This window comes from Burkholderia sp. AU17457, from assembly GCF_002223255.1.
Classification (GTDB): Bacteria; Pseudomonadota; Gammaproteobacteria; order Burkholderiales; family Burkholderiaceae; genus Burkholderia; species Burkholderia sola.
Map to the genome: position 1 here is coordinate 13,938 of NZ_NKFB01000003.1, position 19,186 is coordinate 33,123.

Annotated in this window: 16 protein-coding genes; 15 read left to right on the plus strand and 1 reads right to left on the minus strand. The window is 66.9% G+C overall.

Annotated elements, in window-relative coordinates; all coding sequences use genetic code 11:
• Nucleotides 1-2 precede the first annotated feature (2 nt).
• The 11 genes from mraY (at nt 3) to lpxC (ending at nt 12,815) form a co-directional block, all read left to right on the plus strand.
• Entirely contained in the window at nt 3-1,172 is a 1,170-nt protein-coding gene (gene mraY / locus CFB49_RS02360; protein ID WP_006477019.1) for a phospho-N-acetylmuramoyl-pentapeptide-transferase, read from the plus strand.
• A 28-nt stretch (nt 1,173-1,200) separates the two neighbouring features.
• On the plus strand, nt 1,201-2,712 hold the full coding sequence (gene murD / locus CFB49_RS02365) for a UDP-N-acetylmuramoyl-L-alanine--D-glutamate ligase (RefSeq protein ID WP_089490643.1): 1,512 nt from the start codon (nt 1,201-1,203) through the stop codon (nt 2,710-2,712).
• On the plus strand, nt 2,709-3,992 hold the full coding sequence (gene ftsW, locus CFB49_RS02370) for a putative lipid II flippase FtsW (RefSeq protein ID WP_069616827.1): 1,284 nt from the start codon (nt 2,709-2,711) through the stop codon (nt 3,990-3,992). Before murD ends, ftsW begins: the two co-directional genes overlap by 4 nt.
• A complete protein-coding gene (gene murG / locus CFB49_RS02375; RefSeq protein ID WP_069616826.1) occupies nt 3,989-5,092 on the plus strand; it encodes an undecaprenyldiphospho-muramoylpentapeptide beta-N-acetylglucosaminyltransferase in 1,104 nt (367 codons plus the stop codon). The genes ftsW and murG overlap by 4 nt, the downstream gene beginning before the upstream one ends.
• 100 nt (nt 5,093-5,192) lie before the next feature.
• Entirely contained in the window at nt 5,193-6,590 is a 1,398-nt protein-coding gene (gene murC / locus CFB49_RS02380) for a UDP-N-acetylmuramate--L-alanine ligase (RefSeq protein WP_069616825.1), read from the plus strand.
• A gap of 84 nt (nt 6,591-6,674) precedes the next feature.
• A complete protein-coding gene (locus CFB49_RS02385; protein ID WP_050013901.1) occupies nt 6,675-7,616 on the plus strand; it encodes a D-alanine--D-alanine ligase in 942 nt (313 codons plus the stop codon).
• Nucleotides 7,617-7,635: 19 nt separating this feature from the next.
• Nucleotides 7,636-8,388, plus strand: coding sequence for a cell division protein FtsQ/DivIB (locus tag CFB49_RS02390; protein ID WP_006477014.1), 753 nt, complete (start codon nt 7,636-7,638; stop codon nt 8,386-8,388).
• A 26-nt stretch (nt 8,389-8,414) separates the two neighbouring features.
• Nucleotides 8,415-9,647 (plus strand): cell division protein FtsA, encoded by a 1,233-nt coding sequence (gene ftsA / locus CFB49_RS02395; RefSeq protein WP_006487138.1) that lies wholly within the window; start codon nt 8,415-8,417, stop codon nt 9,645-9,647.
• Between the two features lie 117 nt (nt 9,648-9,764).
• Nucleotides 9,765-10,961: a cell division protein FtsZ gene (gene ftsZ, locus CFB49_RS02405; RefSeq protein ID WP_021159911.1), complete on the plus strand. Its 1,197-nt coding sequence runs from the start codon at nt 9,765-9,767 to the stop codon at nt 10,959-10,961.
• A gap of 189 nt (nt 10,962-11,150) precedes the next feature.
• On the plus strand, nt 11,151-11,657 hold the full coding sequence (locus CFB49_RS02410) for a peroxiredoxin (RefSeq protein ID WP_059580848.1): 507 nt from the start codon (nt 11,151-11,153) through the stop codon (nt 11,655-11,657).
• Between the two features lie 240 nt (nt 11,658-11,897).
• Entirely contained in the window at nt 11,898-12,815 is a 918-nt protein-coding gene (lpxC, locus tag CFB49_RS02415; protein WP_069616824.1) for a UDP-3-O-acyl-N-acetylglucosamine deacetylase, read from the plus strand.
• An 83-nt stretch (nt 12,816-12,898) separates the two neighbouring features.
• Here lpxC and CFB49_RS02420 read toward each other — a convergent pair whose 3' ends face one another.
• A complete protein-coding gene (locus CFB49_RS02420) occupies nt 12,899-13,375 on the minus strand; it encodes a DUF721 domain-containing protein (protein ID WP_069616823.1) in 477 nt (158 codons plus the stop codon).
• Nucleotides 13,376-13,631: 256 nt separating this feature from the next.
• Between CFB49_RS02420 and secA the strand changes: the two genes are divergently transcribed.
• The 4 genes from secA to CFB49_RS02445 all read left to right on the plus strand — a co-directional run bounded on the left by secA (nt 13,632) and on the right by CFB49_RS02445 (nt 19,143).
• The gene (gene secA, locus CFB49_RS02425; protein WP_069616822.1) at nt 13,632-16,430 is read left to right on the plus strand and encodes a preprotein translocase subunit SecA; all 2,799 of its coding nucleotides are present in this window, start codon (nt 13,632-13,634) and stop codon (nt 16,428-16,430) included.
• 142 nt (nt 16,431-16,572) lie between these two features.
• A complete protein-coding gene (gene argJ, locus CFB49_RS02435; protein ID WP_089490644.1) occupies nt 16,573-17,814 on the plus strand; it encodes a bifunctional glutamate N-acetyltransferase/amino-acid acetyltransferase ArgJ in 1,242 nt (413 codons plus the stop codon).
• Nucleotides 17,815-17,833: 19 nt separating this feature from the next.
• A complete protein-coding gene (locus CFB49_RS02440; RefSeq protein WP_027783462.1) occupies nt 17,834-18,703 on the plus strand; it encodes an ATP-binding protein in 870 nt (289 codons plus the stop codon).
• The gene (locus CFB49_RS02445; protein ID WP_069616820.1) at nt 18,700-19,143 is read left to right on the plus strand and encodes an NUDIX domain-containing protein; all 444 of its coding nucleotides are present in this window, start codon (nt 18,700-18,702) and stop codon (nt 19,141-19,143) included. The genes CFB49_RS02440 and CFB49_RS02445 overlap by 4 nt, the downstream gene beginning before the upstream one ends.
• The last annotated feature ends 43 nt before the right edge of the window (nt 19,144-19,186 follow it).

Below are 19,186 nucleotides of genomic sequence, written 5' to 3' on the forward strand. Positions count from 1 at the left end.
GCATGCTGCTGGCGCTGGCGCAATGGCTGCAAGGAGACGCAAGCTTTTTGCGCTTGTTCACGTACCTCACGTTCCGGGCGGTGATGGCCACCATCACCGCGCTCGGGATCGGGCTCGTGTGCGGACCGTGGGTGATCCGCAAGCTGACGCAAATGAAGGTGGGGCAGGCCGTGCGCAAGGACGGCCCGCAGACCCACCTCGTCAAGTCCGGCACGCCGACGATGGGCGGCGTGCTGATCCTGATCGGCATCGCGGTCGCGACGCTGCTGTGGGGCGACCTGACGAACCGGTTCATCTGGATCGTGATGCTCGTCACGTTCGGCTTCGGCGTGATCGGCTGGGTCGACGATTACCGCAAGGTCGTCCACAAGGACCCGCGCGGGATGTCGTCGCGCGAGAAGTATTTCTGGCAGTCGGTGATCGGCCTGTTCGCGGCCGTCTATCTCGCGTTCAGCGTGTCCGAGGCGAACAACGTGCGCGTGTTCGACCTGTTCATGGCGTGGGTGAGGAGCGGCCTGTCGATGGGGCTGCCGGCGCGCGCCGACCTGATGCTGCCGTTCCTGAAGTCGATCAGCTACCCGCTCGGCGTCTGGGGCTTCATCGTGCTGACCTACTTCGTGATCGTCGGCGCGAGCAACGCGGTGAACCTGACCGACGGCCTCGACGGTCTCGTGATCATGCCGGTCGTGCTGGTCGGCGCGTCGCTTGGCGTGTTCGCCTACGTGATGGGCAGCGCGGTCTATTCGAAATACCTGCTGTTCCCGCACATCCCGGGCGCGGGCGAACTGCTGATCTTCTGTTCCGCGATGGGCGGGGCAGGGCTCGCATTCCTCTGGTACAACACGCATCCCGCGCAGGTGTTCATGGGCGACGTCGGCGCGCTGGCGCTGGGCGGCGCGCTCGGCACGGTTGCGGTGATCGTGCGCCAGGAAATCGTGCTGTTCATCATGGGCGGCATCTTCGTCGCGGAAACGCTGTCGGTGATGCTGCAGGTGTCGTGGTTCAAGTACACGAAGAAGCGTTACGGCGAAGGGCGGCGCCTGCTGAAGATGGCGCCGCTGCATCACCATTTCGAATTGTCCGGCTGGAAGGAAACGCAGGTGGTCGTGCGTTTCTGGATCATCACGCTGATGCTGTGCCTGTTCGGTCTGACCACCCTCAAGCTGCGGTAAAGGAAAGGTAACAAGGATGTCTGGCGAGATGTTTGGAGATCGGCAACGGCCGATGGTGCTCGTACTGGGGCTCGGGGAATCGGGTCTCGCGATCGCGCGATGGTGCGCGAGGCACGGGTGCCGGCTGCGCATTGCCGATACCCGCGAGGCGCCGCCGAACCTTGCCGCGCTGCAGGCCGAAGGCATCGATGCGGAATTCGTCGGCGGGGCGTTCACGCCCGCGCTGCTCGACGGCGGCGTCGAGATCGTCGGGCTGAGCCCCGGGCTGTCGCCGCTGGAGCCGGCGCTCGCGGCGCTGGTCGCGGCCGCGAACGAGCGCGGTATCGCGGTGTGGGGCGAGCTGGAATTCTTCGCGCAGGCGCTGCGCGCGCTCGGCACGAGCGGCTACCAGCCGAAGGTGCTCGCGATTACCGGCACCAACGGCAAGACCACGACGACGAGCCTCACGGGCCTGCTGTGCCAGCGCTCGGGCAGGAAGGTCGCGGTCGCGGGCAACATCAGCCCGGCGATGCTCGACCGGCTCGCGAGCGCGATCGACGAAACCGCGCTGCCCGACGTCTGGGTGCTCGAACTGTCGAGCTTCCAACTCGAGACCGCGCGCACGTTCGCGCCCGATGCGGCCGCGATCCTCAACATCACGCAGGACCACCTCGACTGGCACGGCAGCTTCGACGCGTACGCGCAGGCAAAGGGCAGGATCTTCGGCGCGACGACGACGCGCGTGCTGAACCGCGACGACGCGGCCGTGATGAAGTTCGCGCCGGCAGCCGGCGCGGCCGACGCGCCGCGTACGGTCACGTTCGGCCTGAACGAACCGACGCAGGACGGCGACTACGGGCTGTCGCGCGACAACGGCATCGCATGGCTGGTGGAAGCCGTCGATCGCGACGCGCCGGACGAAGCGACGACGACCCGCCGGCGCAAGCGCGACGCCGCGCATACGCCCGACATCGCGCAGAAGCGCCTGATGCCGGTCGACGCGCTGCGCATCCGCGGGCTGCACAACGCGGCGAACGCGCTGGCCGCGTTCGCGCTCGCGCGGGCGATCGACCTGCCGGCCGCGCCGCTGCTGCACGCGCTGCGCGAATACCGCGGCGAAGCGCATCGCGTCGAAGTGATCGCGACGATCGACGACGTCGACTACGTCGACGACAGCAAAGGCACGAACGTCGGCGCGACGGTGGCCGCGCTCGACGGGCTCGCGCAGAAGATCGTGCTGATCGCGGGCGGCGACGGCAAGGGGCAGGATTTCGCGCCGCTGGTCGCGCCGGTCGCGCGCTGGTGCCGCGCGGTGATGCTGATCGGCCGCGACGCGCCGGCGATCCGCGACACGCTCGCCGAAACCGGCGTGCCGCTCGCCGACCACGCGACGCTCGAAGGTGCGGTGCACGCGGCGGCCGAGTTGGCCGAACCGGGCGATGCGGTGCTGCTGTCGCCCGCGTGCGCGAGCCTCGACATGTTCAGGAACTACGCCCATCGCGCGGAGGTGTTCCGCGCGGCGGTGGATGAAGTCGCCATCGACAAAGGAGCGACGTCATGAGCTGGACCGATCGCCTCGCCTCCCGTTTCAACGACCGGCGCGACACCGGCGGCAATGCCGCGGGCGGCCGCGTCGCATCGGCCACGCGCGCTGCGACGGGTGGCCTCGCGAGCGTCGTCAACGGCGTGCGCCCGAGCCGTTCGCGGATGCTCGATTTCGACTATTCGCTGCTGTGGGTCGCGATCGCGCTGCTCGGGCTCGGCGTCGTGATGGTGTATTCGGCGTCGATCGCGATGCCCGATTCGCCGAAATACGCGTCGTATCACGATTACGCGTTCCTGATGCGTCACTGCGTGTCGCTCGGCGTCGCGTTCGTCGCGGCGGTGATCGCGTTCCGCGTGCCGGTGTCGACCTGGGATAAATACGCGCCGCATCTGTTCCTGATCGCGCTCGTCGGCCTCGTGATCGTGCTGATCCCGCACGTCGGCAAGGGCGTGAACGGTGCGCGCCGCTGGATTCCGCTCGGCATCACGAACATGCAGCCGTCGGAAATCATGAAGCTCGCGGTGACGATCTACGCGGCGAACTACACGGTGCGCAAGCAGGAATACATGCAGAGCTTCGCGAAGGGCTTTCTGCCGATGGCGTTCGCGGTCGGTCTCGTCGGCGCGCTGCTGCTGCTCGAGCCCGACATGGGCGCGTTCATGGTGGTCGCCGCGATCGCGATGGGCGTGCTGTTCCTCGGCGGCGTGAACGGCAAGCTGTTCGGCGGCCTCGTCGCGACGGCGGTCGGCACGTTCACGATGCTCGTGTGGCTGTCGCCGTGGCGTCGCGAGCGGATCTTCGCGTATCTGGATCCGTGGGACGAGCGCTACGCGCAGGGCAAGGCCTACCAGCTCACGCACTCGCTGATCGCCTTCGGCCGCGGCGAGTGGTTCGGCGTCGGCCTCGGCGGCAGCGTCGAGAAGCTGAACTACCTGCCGGAAGCGCATACCGACTTCATCCTCGCGGTGATCGGCGAGGAACTCGGCTTCGTCGGCGTGCTGGTCGTGATCCTGCTGTTCTACTGGATCGTGCGCCGCGCGTTCGAGATCGGCCGCCAGGCGCTCGCGCTCGATCGCACGTTCGCGGGCCTGATGGCGAAGGGCATCGGCATCTGGTTCGGCGCGCAGACGTTCATCAACATGGGCGTGAACCTCGGGCTGCTGCCGACCAAGGGGCTGACGCTGCCGCTCGTGAGTTACGGCGGCTCGGGCATTTTGCTGAACTGCGTCGCGCTCGCGGTGTTGCTGCGGGTTGATTACGAGAACCGGGTGCTGATGCGCGGAGGGAAGGTATGACCGCGTCGCAACGCACGCTGATGGTGATGGCAGGCGGCACCGGGGGCCACGTGTTCCCGGGGCTCGCGGTCGCGCACCGGATGGAAGCGGCGGGCTGGCGCGTCGTATGGCTCGGCAATCCGGCCGGGATGGAAGCGACGCTCGTGCCGAAACACGGCATTCCGATGGAGTACGTGCGCTTCGGCGGGCTGCGCGGCAAGGGCCTGAAGACCAAGCTGACGCTGCCGGTCAACCTGCTGCGCGCATGCTGGCAGAGCCTCGGCGCGCTGCGCCGCGTGCGGCCGGACGTCGTGCTCGGGATGGGCGGCTACATCACGTTCCCGGCGGGCGTGATGGCCGCGCTGTCGGGGCGTCCGCTCGTGCTGCACGAACAGAATTCGATCGCGGGCCTGACGAACAAGGTGCTCGCGAAACTCGCGAAGCGCGTGCTCGTCGCGTTCCCCGGCGCGCTGCCGCACGCGGAATGGACGGGTAACCCGATTCGCGCGGAACTTGCGCACACGGAACCGCCCCAAGCACGCTATGCGTCGCGCGGCGGCCCGTTGAACGTGCTGGTCGTCGGCGGCAGCCTCGGGGCGGCCGCGCTGAACGAAGTCGTGCCGCGCGCGCTGGCGCTGCTGGCGCCGGGCGAGCGCCCGCGCGTCGTGCATCAGGCCGGCGTGAAGCACATCGATGCGTTGAAGGCGAATTACGAAGCGGCCGGTTTCGCGGCCGGCGAAGACGTGCGGCTCGTGCCGTTCATCGACGACATGGCGGCCGCGTATGCGGCGGCGGATCTGGTGATCTGCCGGTCGGGCGCGATGACGGTGTCGGAGATCGCGGCGGTGGGCGTGGCGGCGCTGTTCGTGCCGTTCCCGTACGCGGTCGACGATCACCAGACGACCAACGCCGCGTTCCTTGCCGATGCGGGCGCGGCCGTGCTGGTGCAACAACGCGACCTGTCGGCGGAACTGCTCGCCGACTGGCTGCGCAGCCAGTCGCGGGCATCGCTCGCGGAGATGGCGGAACGTTCGCGCTCGCTCGCGAAGCCCGAGGCCACCGACGAAGTCGCGCGCGTGTGCGCGAAGGCGGCCGGCGCGAACCTGGAACAACTTAAATGAAACAACCCTCACGCTCACTTCGTTCGCTCGGGGGGGCTCGGCCCCCCCGTCTCCCGCGGGCGCTTCCGTCGAAGCACGGAGCGGCCCGGCGGAGGCTGACATGAAACACATCGTCAAACACATTCATTTCGTCGGGATCGGCGGCGCGGGCATGAGCGGCATCGCCGAAGTGCTCGTCAACCTCGGCTACGAGGTCAGCGGCTCCGACCTGTCGCGCAATGCGGTGACCGACCGCCTCCAGGCGCTGGGCGCGCGGATCGCGATCGGCCACGACGCGGCGAACATCGAGGGCGCGAACGCGGTCGTCGTGTCGACGGCCGTGCGCTCGGACAACCCGGAAGTGCTCGCCGCGCGCGCGCAGCGCGTGCCGATCGTGCAGCGCGCGGTGATGCTGGCGGAGCTGATGCGCTTGAAGCAGGGCATCGCGATCGCCGGCACGCACGGCAAGACCACGACGACGAGCCTCGTCGCGAGCGTGCTCGCGGCGGGCGGCCTGGACCCGACCTTCGTGATCGGCGGCCGCCTGATCAGCGCCGGCGCGAACGCACGGCTCGGCACGGGCGACTTCATCGTCGCCGAGGCCGACGAGTCGGATGCGTCGTTCCTGAACCTGTATCCGGTGATCGAAGTCATCACGAACATCGACGCCGACCACATGGACACCTACGGCCACGACTTCGCGCGGCTCAAGCAGGCGTTCATCGAATTCACGCAGCGCCTGCCGTTCTACGGCAGCGCGGTCGTGTGCGTCGACGATCCGAACGTGCGGCAGATCATCCCGTTCATCTCGAAGCCGGTCGTGCGCTACGGCCTGTCGCCGGATGCGCAGGTGCGCGCGGAAGACATCGACGCGCGCGATGGCCGGATGCATTTCACGGTGATCCGCGAAGGGCGTGCGCCGCTCGCGGTGGTGCTGAACATGCCGGGCCTGCACAACGTGCAGAACGCGCTCGCGGCGATCGCGATCGCGACCGATCTCGGCGTGTCGGACGATGCGATCCAGCTGGCGCTGGCGGAATTCAACGGCGTCGGCCGGCGCTTCCAGCGTTACGGCGACGTGCCGACCGCGGACGGCGGCCGGTACACGCTGATCGACGACTACGGTCATCACCCGGTCGAGATGGCGGCGACGATCGCGGCCGCGCGCGGCGCGTTCCCGGGCCGCCGCCTCGTGCTGGCGTTCCAGCCGCACCGCTACACGCGCACGCGCGACTGCTTCGACGATTTCGTCAACGTGCTGTCGACGGTCGATGCGCTGGTGCTGACGGAAGTCTACGCGGCCGGCGAGGCCGCGATCCCGACGGCCAGCGGCGACGCGCTGTCGCGTGCGCTGCGCACGGCGGGGAAGGTCGACCCGGTGTTCGTCGCGACGGTCGACGACGTGCCGGCCGCATTGGCGAAGGTCGCGCAGAACGGCGACGTGGTGATCACGATGGGTGCGGGTTCGATCGGCGGCGTGCCGGCGAAGCTCGTGCAACACATTCAACAGAAGGCATGACATGAAACGACCCCCACGCTCACTTCGTTCGCTGCCCCCCGCGGGGGCGGTCAGCCTCCTTGGGGCGGCCCTGCGGAGGCTGACATGAGCGGAATCGATCCGAAACGTTTCGGCAAGGTGGCGGTGTTGTTCGGCGGCGAATCCGCCGAGCGCGAGGTGTCGCTCACCTCGGGCCGCCTCGTGCTGCAGGGCCTGCGCGACGCAGGCGTCGACGCCCATCCGTTCGACCCGGCCGAGCGGCCGCTGTCGGCGCTGAAGGACGAAGGCTTCGTGCGCGCATTCAATGCGCTGCACGGCGGCTACGGCGAGAACGGCCAGATCCAGGGCGCGCTCGATTTCTACGGCATTCGCTACACGGGCAGCGGCGTGCTCGGCTCGGCGCTCGGCCTCGACAAGTTCCGCACGAAGCTCGTGTGGCAGCAGACGGGCGTGCCGACGCCGCCGTTCGAGACGGTGATGCGCGGCGACGACTACGCGGCGCGCGCGACGGAGATCGTCGCGAAGCTCGGCCTGCCGCTGTTCGTGAAGCCGGCGAGCGAAGGCTCGAGCGTTGCGGTGCTGAAGGTGAAGACGGCCGACGCGTTGCCCGCCGCACTGTCGGAAGCCGCGACGCACGACAAGATCGTGATCGTCGAGAAGAGCATCGAAGGCGGCGGCGAATACACCGCGTGCATCGCCGGCGATCTCGACCTGCCGCTGATCAAGATCGTGCCGGCCGGCGAGTTCTACGACTATCACGCGAAGTACGTCGCCGACGATACGCAGTACCTGATCCCGTGCGGTCTGCCGGCGGAACAGGAAGCGGAACTGAAGCGCATCGCGCGCCGCGCGTTCGACGTGCTCGGCTGCACCGACTGGGGTCGCGCGGATTTCATGGTCGACGCGGCCGGCAACGCGTATTTCCTGGAAGTGAACACGGCCCCCGGGATGACCGACCACTCGCTGCCGCCGAAGGCCGCGCGCGCGGTCGGCATCGGCTACTCGGAGCTGGTCGTGAAGGTGCTGTCGCTCACGCTCAACGACTGACGCAGGAACGGAACGACGTATGTGGAACAACGTTCGCCAACTCAACCTTGCCGCCAGCGCGCTGTACGCGCTGCTGCTGCTCGTGTTGGCGGCGGCCGGCTGCTACTGGCTGATCCAGCGCCCGACGTTCGCGCTGCGGGAGATCCGGATCGACGGCGACACCGAGCACATCAATTCGCCCACGGTGCGCGCGGGCGTGGTCGGCCGGCTGAAGGGCAACTTCTTCACGGTCGATCTCGATACGGCGCGCGCCGCGTTCGAGCAGATGCCGTGGGTGCGTCACGCGAGCGTGCGCCGGGTGTGGCCGAATGCGCTGGCTGTCACGCTCGAGGAGTACAAGCCGCTCGGGACCTGGGGCAGCGATCAGCTGGTGAGCGTCGACGGCGAGCTGTTCACCGCGAACCAGGGCGAGCTGGAGCAGGAACTGCCGGCATTCGACGGCCCGGAAGGCAGTGCGAAGGAAGTCGTCACGCGGTATCGCGACTTCGGGAAATGGTTTGCGCCGCTGAAGGCGGCGCCGGAAGAAGTGACGCTGTCGGCGCGGTACGCGTGGACGGTGAAGCTGTCGAACGGCATGCAGGTCGAGCTGGGCAAGGAGCGCAACAGCGACACGCTGCATGACCGGAGCCAGCGTCTGGTCGCCGCGTGGCCGGCCGTCACGGAGCGTTGGGGCAACGACATCGAGTACGCGGACCTGCGGTATCCGAACGGATTCGCGATTCGCGCGGCAGGCATGCGGTTCCTGACCGATACCGACAAGCGCAAGAAGTAACGAGAGATCACACGCAAGAGCACTTTATGAGCAAAGACTACAAGGATCTGCTGGTTTCCCTCGACATCGGCACGTCGAAGGTGGTGGCCATCGTCGCCGAGCTGAAGGGCGAGGGTCACTACGAGGTGATCGGTCTCGGCCAGAGCGAGTCGAAGGGTCTGAAGAAAGGTGTGGTGGTCAACATCGAGGCCACCGTGCAGTCGATCCAGCGCGCGCTCGAGGAAGCCGAGCTGATGGCCGACTGCAAGATCACCAACGTATTTACGGGGATCGCGGGCAGCCACATCCGCAGCTTCAACTCGAGCGGGATGGTCGCGATCAAGGACAAGGAAGTCACGCAGACGGACGTCGCGCGCGTGATCGAGACCGCGAAGGCGATCAACATCCCGACCGACCAGCAGGTGCTGCACATCCTCACGCAGGAATTCATCATCGACGGCCAGGAAGACGTGCGCGAGCCGATCGGGATGAGCGGCATCCGGCTGGAAGTGAAGGTGCACATCGTGACGGGCGCGGTGAGCGCGGCGCAGAACATCGTCAAGTGCGTGCGCCGCTGCGGGCTGGAAGTGAACGACCTGATCCTGCAGCCGCTCGCGTCTTCGCTGGCGGTGCTGACCGAAGACGAGAAGGATCTCGGCGTGGTGCTGGTCGACATCGGCGGCGGCACGACGGACATCGCGATCTTCGCCGAAGGCGCGATCCGCCACACGGCGGTGATCCCGATCGCCGGCGACCAGATCACGAGCGACATCGCGATGGCGCTGCGCACGCCGACGCCGGATGCGGAAGACATCAAGGTCGGCTACGGGATCGCGAAGCAGGCGCTCGCCGATCCGGACGAAATGGTGGAAGTGCCGGGCCTTGGCGAACGCGGCCCGCGCACGCTGTCGCGCCAGGCGCTCGCGGCCGTGATCGAGCCGCGCGTCGAGGAACTGTTCTCGCTCGTGCAGCAGGTCGTGCGCGAGTCGGGTTACGAAGAACTCCTGAGCTCCGGCGTGGTCATTACCGGCGGCGCGTCGATGATGCCGGGCATGGTCGAGCTCGGCGAAGACATTTTCCTGAAGCCGGTGCGCATCGGCGCGCCGGAATATGCGGGCGGCCTGTCCGACGTCGTGCGCAATCCGCGCTACTCGACGGCGATGGGGCTGCTCGTCGAAGGCAGTGCGCAGCGCATGCGCGGCCGCAAGGTCGCCGTGCAGTCCGGCAACGCGGGGCAGGTGTTCTCGCGGATGAAGGAATGGTTCCTGAGCAACTTCTGACGAATTGAACCGAATCGAAATTCGCGCTGGTGCCGGCGGCTGGCGCGCGACAGGGGGTTGCCCGATCGCCTGCCGAATAACGGCCGAGTAGCAGTCATTCTCTTGACGGAGGCAACAATGGAATTCGAAATGCTGGAAACCGAAACCAACGGCACCATCATCAAGGTGGTCGGCGTTGGCGGCGCTGGCGGCAATGCCGTCCAGCACATGATCAACCGCGGCGTGCAGGGCGTCGACTTCATCGTGATGAACACGGATGCGCAGGCGCTGTCGCGTTCGCGCGCATCGTCGGTGATCCAGCTCGGCAACACGGGTCTGGGCGCCGGTGCGAAGCCGGAAATGGGTCGTGCGGCAGCGGAAGAAGCGCGCGAGCGCATCGCCGACGCACTGCGCGGCGCGCACATGGTGTTCATCACGGCCGGCATGGGTGGTGGCACGGGCACGGGCGCGGCGCCGGTGGTCGCGCAGATCGCGAAGGAGATGGGCATTCTGACGGTCGGTGTCGTCAGCAAGCCGTTCGAGTTCGAGGGCGGCAAGCGCATGCGCGTCGCCGAAGCAGGCTCGCAGCAACTGGAGGATCACGTCGACTCGCTGATCGTCGTCCTGAACGACAAGCTGTTCGACGTGATGGGCGATGACGCCGAGATGGACAAGTGCTTCCAGTGCGCGGACGACGTGTTGAACAACGCGGTGGCAGGTATCGCGGAAATCATCAACGTCGACGGCCTCGTGAACGTCGACTTCGAAGACGTGAAGACGGTGATGGGCGAGCAGGGCAAGGCGATGATGGGCACGGCGACGGTTGCCGGCGTCGATCGCGCACGCCTCGCGGCGGAACAGGCCGTGGCGAGCCCGCTGCTCGAAGGCGTCGATCTGTCGGGCGCGCGCGGCGTGCTGGTCAACATCACGTCGAGCCGTTCGCTGCGCCTGTCGGAAACGCGCGAAGTGATGAACACGATCAAGAGCTACGCGGCGGAAGATGCGACGGTGATCTTCGGTGCGGTGTACGACGACGCGATGGGCGATGCACTGCGCGTGACGGTCGTGGCGACGGGTCTGGGCCGTGCGGCGAAGAAGCAGCAGTCGGCACCGATGACGCTGCTGCGCACCGGTACGGACAACCAGCCGGTCAGCGCGGTGTCGCACGGCTATGCGCCGGCGCATCACGTCAGCACGGCCGACTACGGCGCGCTCGATACGCCGGCGGTGTGGCGCAACTCGCGCGAAACCGCGGCATCGCACGTGCAGGCGCTGCAGGAGAAGGGGGTCGACACGTACGACATCCCGGCTTTCCTGCGCAAGCAGGCTGACTGACGACGCACACAGGCGAAGCCGCGGCGAAGTTGCCGCGGTAACGCCGGCGTGACGGATGCCACGGACCACGACAGGCCGCGTCGGATGCGACGCCGGGCCGGGAAACGTGCCCTCTTCGCGTGAGCGGAGCGGGATGGGCCGTGCTGTCCGCGACACGCTGAAAAACCGTATCGCTATGAGGGACCAGCCATGATTCAAGTGGGCGACGCGCTGCCCGACGCGCAATTGTTCGAGTTCGTCGACGACGCGCGCGAAGGGTGCACGCTGGGGCCGAATGCCTTCAGCGTGCGCGACCAGGTTGCGGGAAAGCGCGTGGTGATCTTCGGATTGCCGGGCGCGTTCACGCCGACCTGCTCGGCGCAGCATGTGCCGGGCTACGTCGAACACGCCGAGCAACTGCGCGCGGCGGGGATCGACGAGATCTGGTGCGTGTCCGTCAACGACGCATTCGTGATGGGCGCATGGGGACGTGATCTGCACACCGCGGGCAAGGTGCGCATGATGGCGGACGGCAGCGCGGCTTTCACTCATGCGCTGGGGCTGACGCAGGATTTGTCCGCGCGTGGCATGGGAATTCGTTCCCTGCGCTACGCGATGGTGATTGACGGCGGTGTGGTCAAGACGCTGGCCGTCGAGGCGCCGGGCAAATTCGAAGTGAGCGATGCGGCGAGTGTTCTCGCGACGTTGACGTCCTGATCGTGCGGTGCGCCGTTGCCTTCCGGCAACGCTGCCCACCGGCCTCAGGGCAGTTGTAACACGGGCCGATGACCGGAAACGCCTCCGTTCCGGGCATCGGCCCGTCCCGTATCGGCACGGGTAAACTGTCGAAACAGATTGATACGCAGTTTCAAACAGCGTTGAATTGGGAATTACGCTATAATCCAGCCTATCGAATATAACTCCTGATTGATATCTTCAATCAAGACGAAGAAGACCATGTTGAAGCAGCGCACCATCAAATCCATCGTGAAGACCGTCGGTATCGGTCTCCACTCGGGCCGCAAGGTCGAACTGACGCTCCGTCCGGCTGCGCCGGGCACGGGCATCGTGTTCTCGCGCGTCGACCTGCCCACGCCCGTCGATATTCCGGCTTCCGCGATGTCGATCGGGGATACGCGGCTCGCGTCGGTGCTGCAGAAGGATGGTGCGCGCGTGTCGACGGTCGAGCACCTGATGTCGGCGTGCGCCGGCCTCGGCATCGACAACCTCTATGTCGACGTGACGGCCGAGGAAATCCCGATCATGGACGGCAGCGCCGCGTCTTTCGTGTTCCTGATTCAATCCGCCGGCATCGAAGAGCAGAACGCGCCGAAGCGCTTCATCCAGGTGAAGAAGCCGGTCGAAATCCGCGATGGCGACAAGTTCGCGCGTCTCGATCCGTATTTCGGCTTCAAGCTGAAGTTCACGATCGACTTCCGTCACCCGGCCGTCGACAAGACCGGCCAGGAACTGGAGGTCGACTTCGCGAATACGTCGTACGTGCGCGAGATCGCGCGCGCGCGCACGTTCGGTTTTGCCCATGAAGTCGAAATGATGCGCGAACTGGGTCTCGCCCGCGGCGGCAGCATGGACAACGCGATCGTGCTCGACGAGTACCGGATCCTGAACAACGACGGGCTGCGTTACGACGACGAGTTCGTGAAGCACAAGATGCTCGACGCGATCGGCGACCTGTACGTGGTCGGCCATCCGCTGCTGGCGTCGTACACCGCGTACAAGTCGGGTCACGGGCTGAACAACGCGCTGCTGCGCGAGCTGCTCGCGCACGAAGACGCATACGAGATCGTGACGTTCGAGGATCCGCAGGCCGCGCCGAAGGGGTTCGCGTTCGACGCGCAGACGGCGTTCGCGTGACCGGCGCTCGTTACCGCAAGCGATAAAAAAGCGACCCTCGGGTCGCTTTTTTGTTGGCTCGCCGCCGCCGATGACCCGTGCGGTCAACGCGGCTTCGCGCCGTGCCGCGCCGCCATCCGCGCGAGCGCGGCCTGCAGCGGCGACGGTTCGAGGTGGTCGGCGAGATCGCGCAGCGCGGCGGCGCCGACCGACGTCATCCGCGCCTGCTTCACGTGCGGCGGTTCCGGCGCGTCCTTCGGCCGCACGCGCACGCGCAGCGTCGTCACGGGCCAGCCGCGCTTCTGGAGATCGCCGAGCAACCGCACTTCGACCTGTCGTAGCCGGGCGGCCAGCGCATTGTGCGCGGCAAAGAGGGTCAGGGTGCCGTCCTTGATGAAGCCCGGTTCGACATGATTCGCCAGATAGTCGGGCAGGCACGCGCCGAGGTCGCGCTGCAGCGACGCGATCTGCTCGACGCCGGCGCGCAGTGCCGCGAATGCGTCGGTACGGCCGAGCACTTCGGACACGGGTTGCGGGCGATAGGCGGCGAGCGGGCCGAAACGCTTGGAAAATCGGTTCATCGAGGCTTTCTTCGAGCGCGCACGCGCGCGGACGTTGCAGCCGATTGTACCCGCGCCGGCCCGCCCACGGGCGGCTTTCGCCCCTGCTTACCCGGCCCCGGCGCGCAATGGCCGTCCGGCCCGGACGCAGGCGCACGCGGCCCCGCGTGCTAAAATTCGTCGTTTGAGTCCACTAATTCGCTAAGCCGCCGAGGCTCGGGCGCCGGGGCGCGCAACACGCGCCGGGTGCCGGTGCTGCGACGCAGGATCCGATCCGATGACAACCGGTTTTCTCCAGAAAATTTTTGGCAGCCGCAACCAGCGGCTCGTCAAGCAATACCAAAAGACCGTCGCGACGATCAATGCGCTCGAAACGCAGATCGAGAAGCTGACGGACGACCAGTTGCGCGGCAAGACGGATGAATTCCGCCAGCGGGTCGCGGCCGGCGAGTCGCTCGACAAGCTGTTGCCCGAGGCCTTCGCGGTCTGTCGCGAGGCGAGCCGCCGCGTGCTGAAGATGCGGCACTTCGACGTGCAGATGATCGGCGGCATGGTGCTCCACTACGGCAAGATCGCGGAAATGCGCACCGGCGAGGGCAAGACGCTCGTCGCGACGCTGCCCGTGTACCTGAACGCGCTGGCCGGCCGCGGCGTGCACGTCGTGACCGTCAACGATTACCTCGCGCAGCGCGACGCCGAATGGATGGCGCGCCTCTACAACTTCCTGGGCCTGTCGGTCGGCATCAACCTGTCCGGGATGGAGCACGACCAGAAGCAGCAGGCGTACGCGGCGGACATCACGTACGGTACGAACAACGAATTCGGCTTCGACTACCTGCGCGACAACATGGTCTACGAGACCGACGCGCGCGTGCAGCGGGCGCTGAACTTCGCGGTCGTCGACGAAGTGGACTCGATCCTGATCGACGAGGCGCGTACGCCGCTGATCATTTCGGGCCAGGCCGAGGATCACACCGAGCTGTACGTGCGGATGAACGCGCTGCCGCCGCTGCTCGAGCGCCAGATCGGCGAAGAGAAGGCCGACGGCACGGGCGTCGAGAAGCCGGGCGACTACACGCTCGACGAGAAGGCGCGCCAGGTGTTCCTGACGGAATCGGGCCACGAGAAGGCCGAGCGCCTGCTCGCCGAATGGGGCCTGATCGGCGAGGGCGAAAGCCTGTACGCACCGCAGAACATCACGCTGATGCACCACGTGTACGCGGCGCTGCGTGCCCACACGCTGTTCCACAAGGATCAGCACTACGTCGTGCAGAACGGCGAAGTGGTCATCGTCGACGAATTCACGGGCCGCCTGATGGCCGGCCGCCGCTGGTCCGACGGCCTGCACCAGGCGGTCGAGGCGAAGGAGCACGTGAAGATCCAGAGCGAGAACCAGACGCTCGCGTCGATCACGTTCCAGAACTACTTCCGGATGTACGCGAAGCTGGCCGGCATGACCGGTACCGCGGACACCGAAGCGTACGAATTCAACGAGATCTACGGTCTCGAGACGGTCGTGATCCCGACCAACCGTCCGCCGAAACGGATCGACAAGCAGGACCAGATCTACAAGACGGCCAAGGAGCGGTACGACGCGGTGATCCGCGACATCCGCGACTGCTATGAGCGCGGCCAGCCGGTGCTGGTCGGCACGACGTCGATCGAGAACTCCGAACTGCTGTCGCACCTGCTGAAGCAGGCCGGGCTGCCGCACGAAGTGCTGAACGCGAAGCAGCACGAGCGTGAAGCGGCGATCGTCGCGGAAGCCGGCCGTCCGCACCGCGTGACGATCGCGACCAACATGGCCGGTCGCGGTACCGACATCGTGCTCGGCGGCAACGTCGAGAAGCAGGCCGCGTTCATCGAGGCCGACGACTCGATCCCGGCCGACGAAAAGGCGCGCCGCATCCAGAAGCTGCACGACGAGTGGGAAACGCTGCACGAGCAGGTGAAGGCAGCCGGCGGCCTGCACATCATCGGCACCGAGCGTCACGAATCGCGCCGGATCGACAACCAGCTGCGCGGCCGTGCGGGCCGCCAGGGCGATCCGGGCTCGTCGCGCTTCTATCTGTCGCTCGACGATCCGCTGCTGCGCATCTTCGCGGGCGACCGCGTGCGCTCGATCATGGATCGCCTGAAGATGCCGGAAGGCGAGGCGATCGAGGCGGGCATCGTCACGCGGTCGATCGAATCGGCGCAGCGCAAGGTCGAAGCGCGCAACTTCGACATCCGCAAGCAGCTGCTCGAATACGACGACGTGTCGAACGACCAGCGCAAGGTGATCTACCAGCAGCGCAACGAACTGCTCGAGGCGCACGACATCACCGAGACGATCACCGCGATGCGCCACGGCGTGATTACCGAAGTCGTCCGCCAGTTCGTGCCGGAAGGCAGCATCGAAGAGCAGTGGGACGTGCCCGAACTCGAGGAGGCGCTGCGCAACGACTGGCAGCTCGACCTCGCGATCCAGGAAATGGTGAACGAGTCGTCGTCGATCACGGCCGAGGAGATCCTCGACGCGGTGACGACGGCCGCCGACGAGCAGTACGAGGCGAAGGTCGCGCTGGTCGGCCGCGAATCGTTCAGCGCGTTCGAGCGTTCGGTGATGCTGCAGACGGTCGACCGCCTGTGGCGCGAGCACCTCGCGGCGCTGGACCACCTGCGCCAGGGCATCCATCTGCGCGGCTATGCGCAGAAGAACCCGAAGCAGGAGTACAAGCGCGAGGCGTTCGAGCTGTTCGCAGCGATGCTCGACGCGATCAAGCAGGAAGTCACGCGCATCGTGATGAACGTGCAGATCCAGTCGCCGGAGCAGCTGGAAGAGGCTGCCGAGCAGATCGAGGAGCGCGGCGGTCATCTCGAGAACGTCGAGTACCAGCATGCCGACTACGCGGACGCCGGCGCGCCGGTCGCGAACGTCACGGCTGCCGCGGCGGCCACGGCGACGGCCGACATGGTTGGCAGCGCGATGACGCACAGCGGCCCCGGCGGCGAAATGCCGAAGGTCGGCCGCAACGATCCGTGCCCGTGCGGCAGCGGCAAGAAGTACAAGCAATGTCACGGGAAGCTGTCATGATCGGCGGCGGCGCGCGTCACGCGTGCCGCGTCGTTCGCAGCTTCGAGTCAGTGATGTGAGTTGTGGCGGCCCGCGTGGGGCCGCCGGTTCTTCCAATCGATGCCGGCACGTGCCGGCATTTTCCATCCGGCAGGTGTGCCCCATGGCTGTCAATTTTCCGTCGATCGATCCCGCCCAACTGCATCCTGTCGCCGGCGTCACGCTCGGCTGGGCGGAAGCGAACATCCGCAAGCCGAATCGCAAGGACGTGCTGGTCGTCTCCGTCGACGAAGGCGCGACGGTCGCGGGCGTATTCACCGAAAACCGTTTCTGTGCAGCGCCGGTCACCGTCTGCCGCGAGCATCTGGCGAAGGTGCGTGCGGGCGGCGCGGGCATCCGCGCGCTGGTCGTGAATACGGGCAATGCGAACGCGGGCACCGGCGAGCCGGGCCTCGTGAACGCACGCGAGACCTGCACGGAGCTCGCGCGTCTCGCGGGCATCGAGCCGGCGCAGGTGCTGCCGTTCTCGACCGGCGTGATCCTCGAGCCGCTGCCGATCGACCGCCTGAAGGCGGGCCTGCCGGCAGCGCTCGCGAACCGCAAGGCCGCGAACTGGTTCGACGCCGCGCAGGCGATCATGACGACCGATACGCTGCCGAAGGCGACGTCGCGCCAGGTGACGATCGACGGTCACACGGTCACGCTGACGGGCATCAGCAAGGGCGCGGGCATGATCAAGCCGAACATGGCGACGATGCTCGGCTTCCTCGCGTTCGATGCGAGCGTCGCGCAGCCGGTGCTCGACACGCTCGTGAAGGAAGTCGCCGACCGCTCGTTCAACTGCATCACGATCGACGGCGACACGTCGACGAACGACTCGTTCATCCTGATCGCGTCGGGCAAGAGCACGCTGCCCGCGATCACAACGACCGATTCGCCCGCCTATGCGGCGCTGCGCGACGCGGTGACGGAAGTCGCGCAGGTGCTGTCGCAACTGATCGTGCGCGATGGCGAAGGCGCGACGAAATTCATGACGGTACAGGTCGAAGGCGGCAAGCGCGTCGCCGAATGCCGCCAGATCGCGTACGCGATCGGCCATTCGCCGCTTGTGAAGACGGCCTTCTACGCATCCGACCCCAACCTGGGCCGGATTCTCGCGGCGATCGGTTATGCGGGTGTTGCGGATCTCGACGTCGGCAAGATCGACCTCTATCTCGACGACGTGCTCGTCGCAAAGGCCGGCGGTCGCAACCCGGCCTACCGGGAAGAGGACGGCCAGCGCGTGATGAAGCAGAGCGAGATCACGATCCGCGTGCTGCTCGGCCGTGGCGACGCGCAGGCCACCGTCTGGACGTGCGACCTGTCGCACGATTACGTGAGCATCAACGCGGATTACCGCTCCTGACCGGGAGCGCCCGAACGACATGGACAAGCTTGAACAGTTTCTGACGCGCGCGGAAGCGCTGCTCGGCCGTCTCGAAGGGATGCTGCCGCCCGCACCGGCGGCCATCGACTGGAACGCGGCCCACGCGTTCCGCTGGCGCAAGCGCCAGGGGCGCGGTTATCTGCAGCCGGTTCCGGCCGTGTCGTCGATCACGCTCGGCGACTTGCACAACATCGATCGCCAGAAAGCGCTGATCGACCAGAACACGCGGCAGTTCGTGCAGCGCAAGCCGGCCAACAACGTGCTGCTGACCGGCGCACGCGGTACCGGCAAGTCGTCGCTGATCAAGGCGTGCCTGAATGCGTACGCGAACGACGGGCTGCGCCTGATCGAAGTCGACAAGGACGACCTGCACGATCTCGGCGACATCGTCGACCTGATCTCGCAGCGTCCGGAGCGGTTCATCGTGTTTTGCGACGATCTGTCGTTCGAGGACGGCGAATCGGGCTACAAGGCGCTGAAGGTCGCGCTCGACGGGTCGATCGCCGCGCAGTCGGACAACGTGCTGATCTACGCGACGTCGAACCGCCGCCATCTGCTGCCCGAGTACATGAGCGACAACGAGTCGTACAAGCATCTGCCGGACGGCGAGATTCACCCCGGCGAAGTCGTCGAGGAGAAGATCTCGCTGTCGGAGCGCTTCGGCTTGTGGGTCAGCTTCTATCCGTTCAAGCAGGACGACTACCTCGACATCGTCGCGCACTGGCTGCGTCACTTCGGCTGCCCGGATGCGGAGATCGAGACCGCGCGCGGCGACGCGCTCGTATGGGCGCTCGAGCGCGGTTCGCGCTCGGGCCGCGTCGCGTGGCAGTTCGCGCGGGACTGGTCGGGCCGCAAGGAGCAGGCATGAGCGCGGATCAGGCACAGGGCGCCGTGCGGGCGCCGGACGGCCGCAAGGTGACCGAAGTCGCGGTCGGCGTGATGGTGCAGCCGGACGGCAGGTACCTGCTTGCGCAACGCCTGCAGGGCAAGCCGTATGAGGGTTACTGGGAGTTTCCAGGCGGCAAGCTGGAGGCCGGCGAAAGCGTCGAGGACGCGCTGGCGCGCGAACTGCACGAGGAACTCGGCATCGAAGTCACGGCCAGCCACCGCTGGCACACGCTCGAGCACGATTATCCGCACGCGTACGTGCGGCTCTATTTCTGCAAGGTGACGGGCTGGACGGGCGAGCCGCACAGCAAGGAAGGGCAGGCGTTCGTGTGGCAGCAACTGCCAGTCGACGTCGCGCCGTTGCTGCCGGCGGCGCTGCCGGTGCTCGAACTGCTCGAGAAGGAAGCGACGTCGCAATGACGCCGCAGCGGCCCGCCTGAAACGCGGGCCATATCGGCGGACG

Excerpts from the sequence above, each read along its gene's own strand:
- CFB49_RS02440 (WP_027783462.1), top strand. The coding sequence starts at position 17,834 with ATGGACAAGCTTGAACAGTTTCTGACGCGCGCGGAAGCGCTGCTCGGC.
- murD (WP_089490643.1), top strand. The coding sequence starts at position 1,201 with ATGTTTGGAGATCGGCAACGGCCGATGGTGCTCGTACTGGGGCTCGGG.
- CFB49_RS02445 (WP_069616820.1), top strand. The coding sequence starts at position 18,700 with ATGAGCGCGGATCAGGCACAGGGCGCCGTGCGGGCGCCGGACGGCCGC.
- lpxC (WP_069616824.1), top strand. The coding sequence starts at position 11,898 with ATGTTGAAGCAGCGCACCATCAAATCCATCGTGAAGACCGTCGGTATC.
- CFB49_RS02410 (WP_059580848.1), top strand. The coding sequence starts at position 11,151 with ATGATTCAAGTGGGCGACGCGCTGCCCGACGCGCAATTGTTCGAGTTC.
- argJ (WP_089490644.1), top strand. The coding sequence starts at position 16,573 with ATGGCTGTCAATTTTCCGTCGATCGATCCCGCCCAACTGCATCCTGTC.
- secA (WP_069616822.1), top strand. The coding sequence starts at position 13,632 with ATGACAACCGGTTTTCTCCAGAAAATTTTTGGCAGCCGCAACCAGCGG.
- murC (WP_069616825.1), top strand. The coding sequence starts at position 5,193 with ATGAAACACATCGTCAAACACATTCATTTCGTCGGGATCGGCGGCGCG.
- CFB49_RS02420 (WP_069616823.1), bottom strand. The coding sequence starts at position 13,375 with ATGAACCGATTTTCCAAGCGTTTCGGCCCGCTCGCCGCCTATCGCCCG.
- mraY (WP_006477019.1), top strand. The coding sequence starts at position 3 with ATGCTGCTGGCGCTGGCGCAATGGCTGCAAGGAGACGCAAGCTTTTTG.
- ftsA (WP_006487138.1), top strand. The coding sequence starts at position 8,415 with ATGAGCAAAGACTACAAGGATCTGCTGGTTTCCCTCGACATCGGCACG.
- ftsZ (WP_021159911.1), top strand. The coding sequence starts at position 9,765 with ATGGAATTCGAAATGCTGGAAACCGAAACCAACGGCACCATCATCAAG.
- CFB49_RS02390 (WP_006477014.1), top strand. The coding sequence starts at position 7,636 with ATGTGGAACAACGTTCGCCAACTCAACCTTGCCGCCAGCGCGCTGTAC.
- CFB49_RS02385 (WP_050013901.1), top strand. The coding sequence starts at position 6,675 with ATGAGCGGAATCGATCCGAAACGTTTCGGCAAGGTGGCGGTGTTGTTC.
- murG (WP_069616826.1), top strand. The coding sequence starts at position 3,989 with ATGACCGCGTCGCAACGCACGCTGATGGTGATGGCAGGCGGCACCGGG.
- ftsW (WP_069616827.1), top strand. The coding sequence starts at position 2,709 with ATGAGCTGGACCGATCGCCTCGCCTCCCGTTTCAACGACCGGCGCGAC.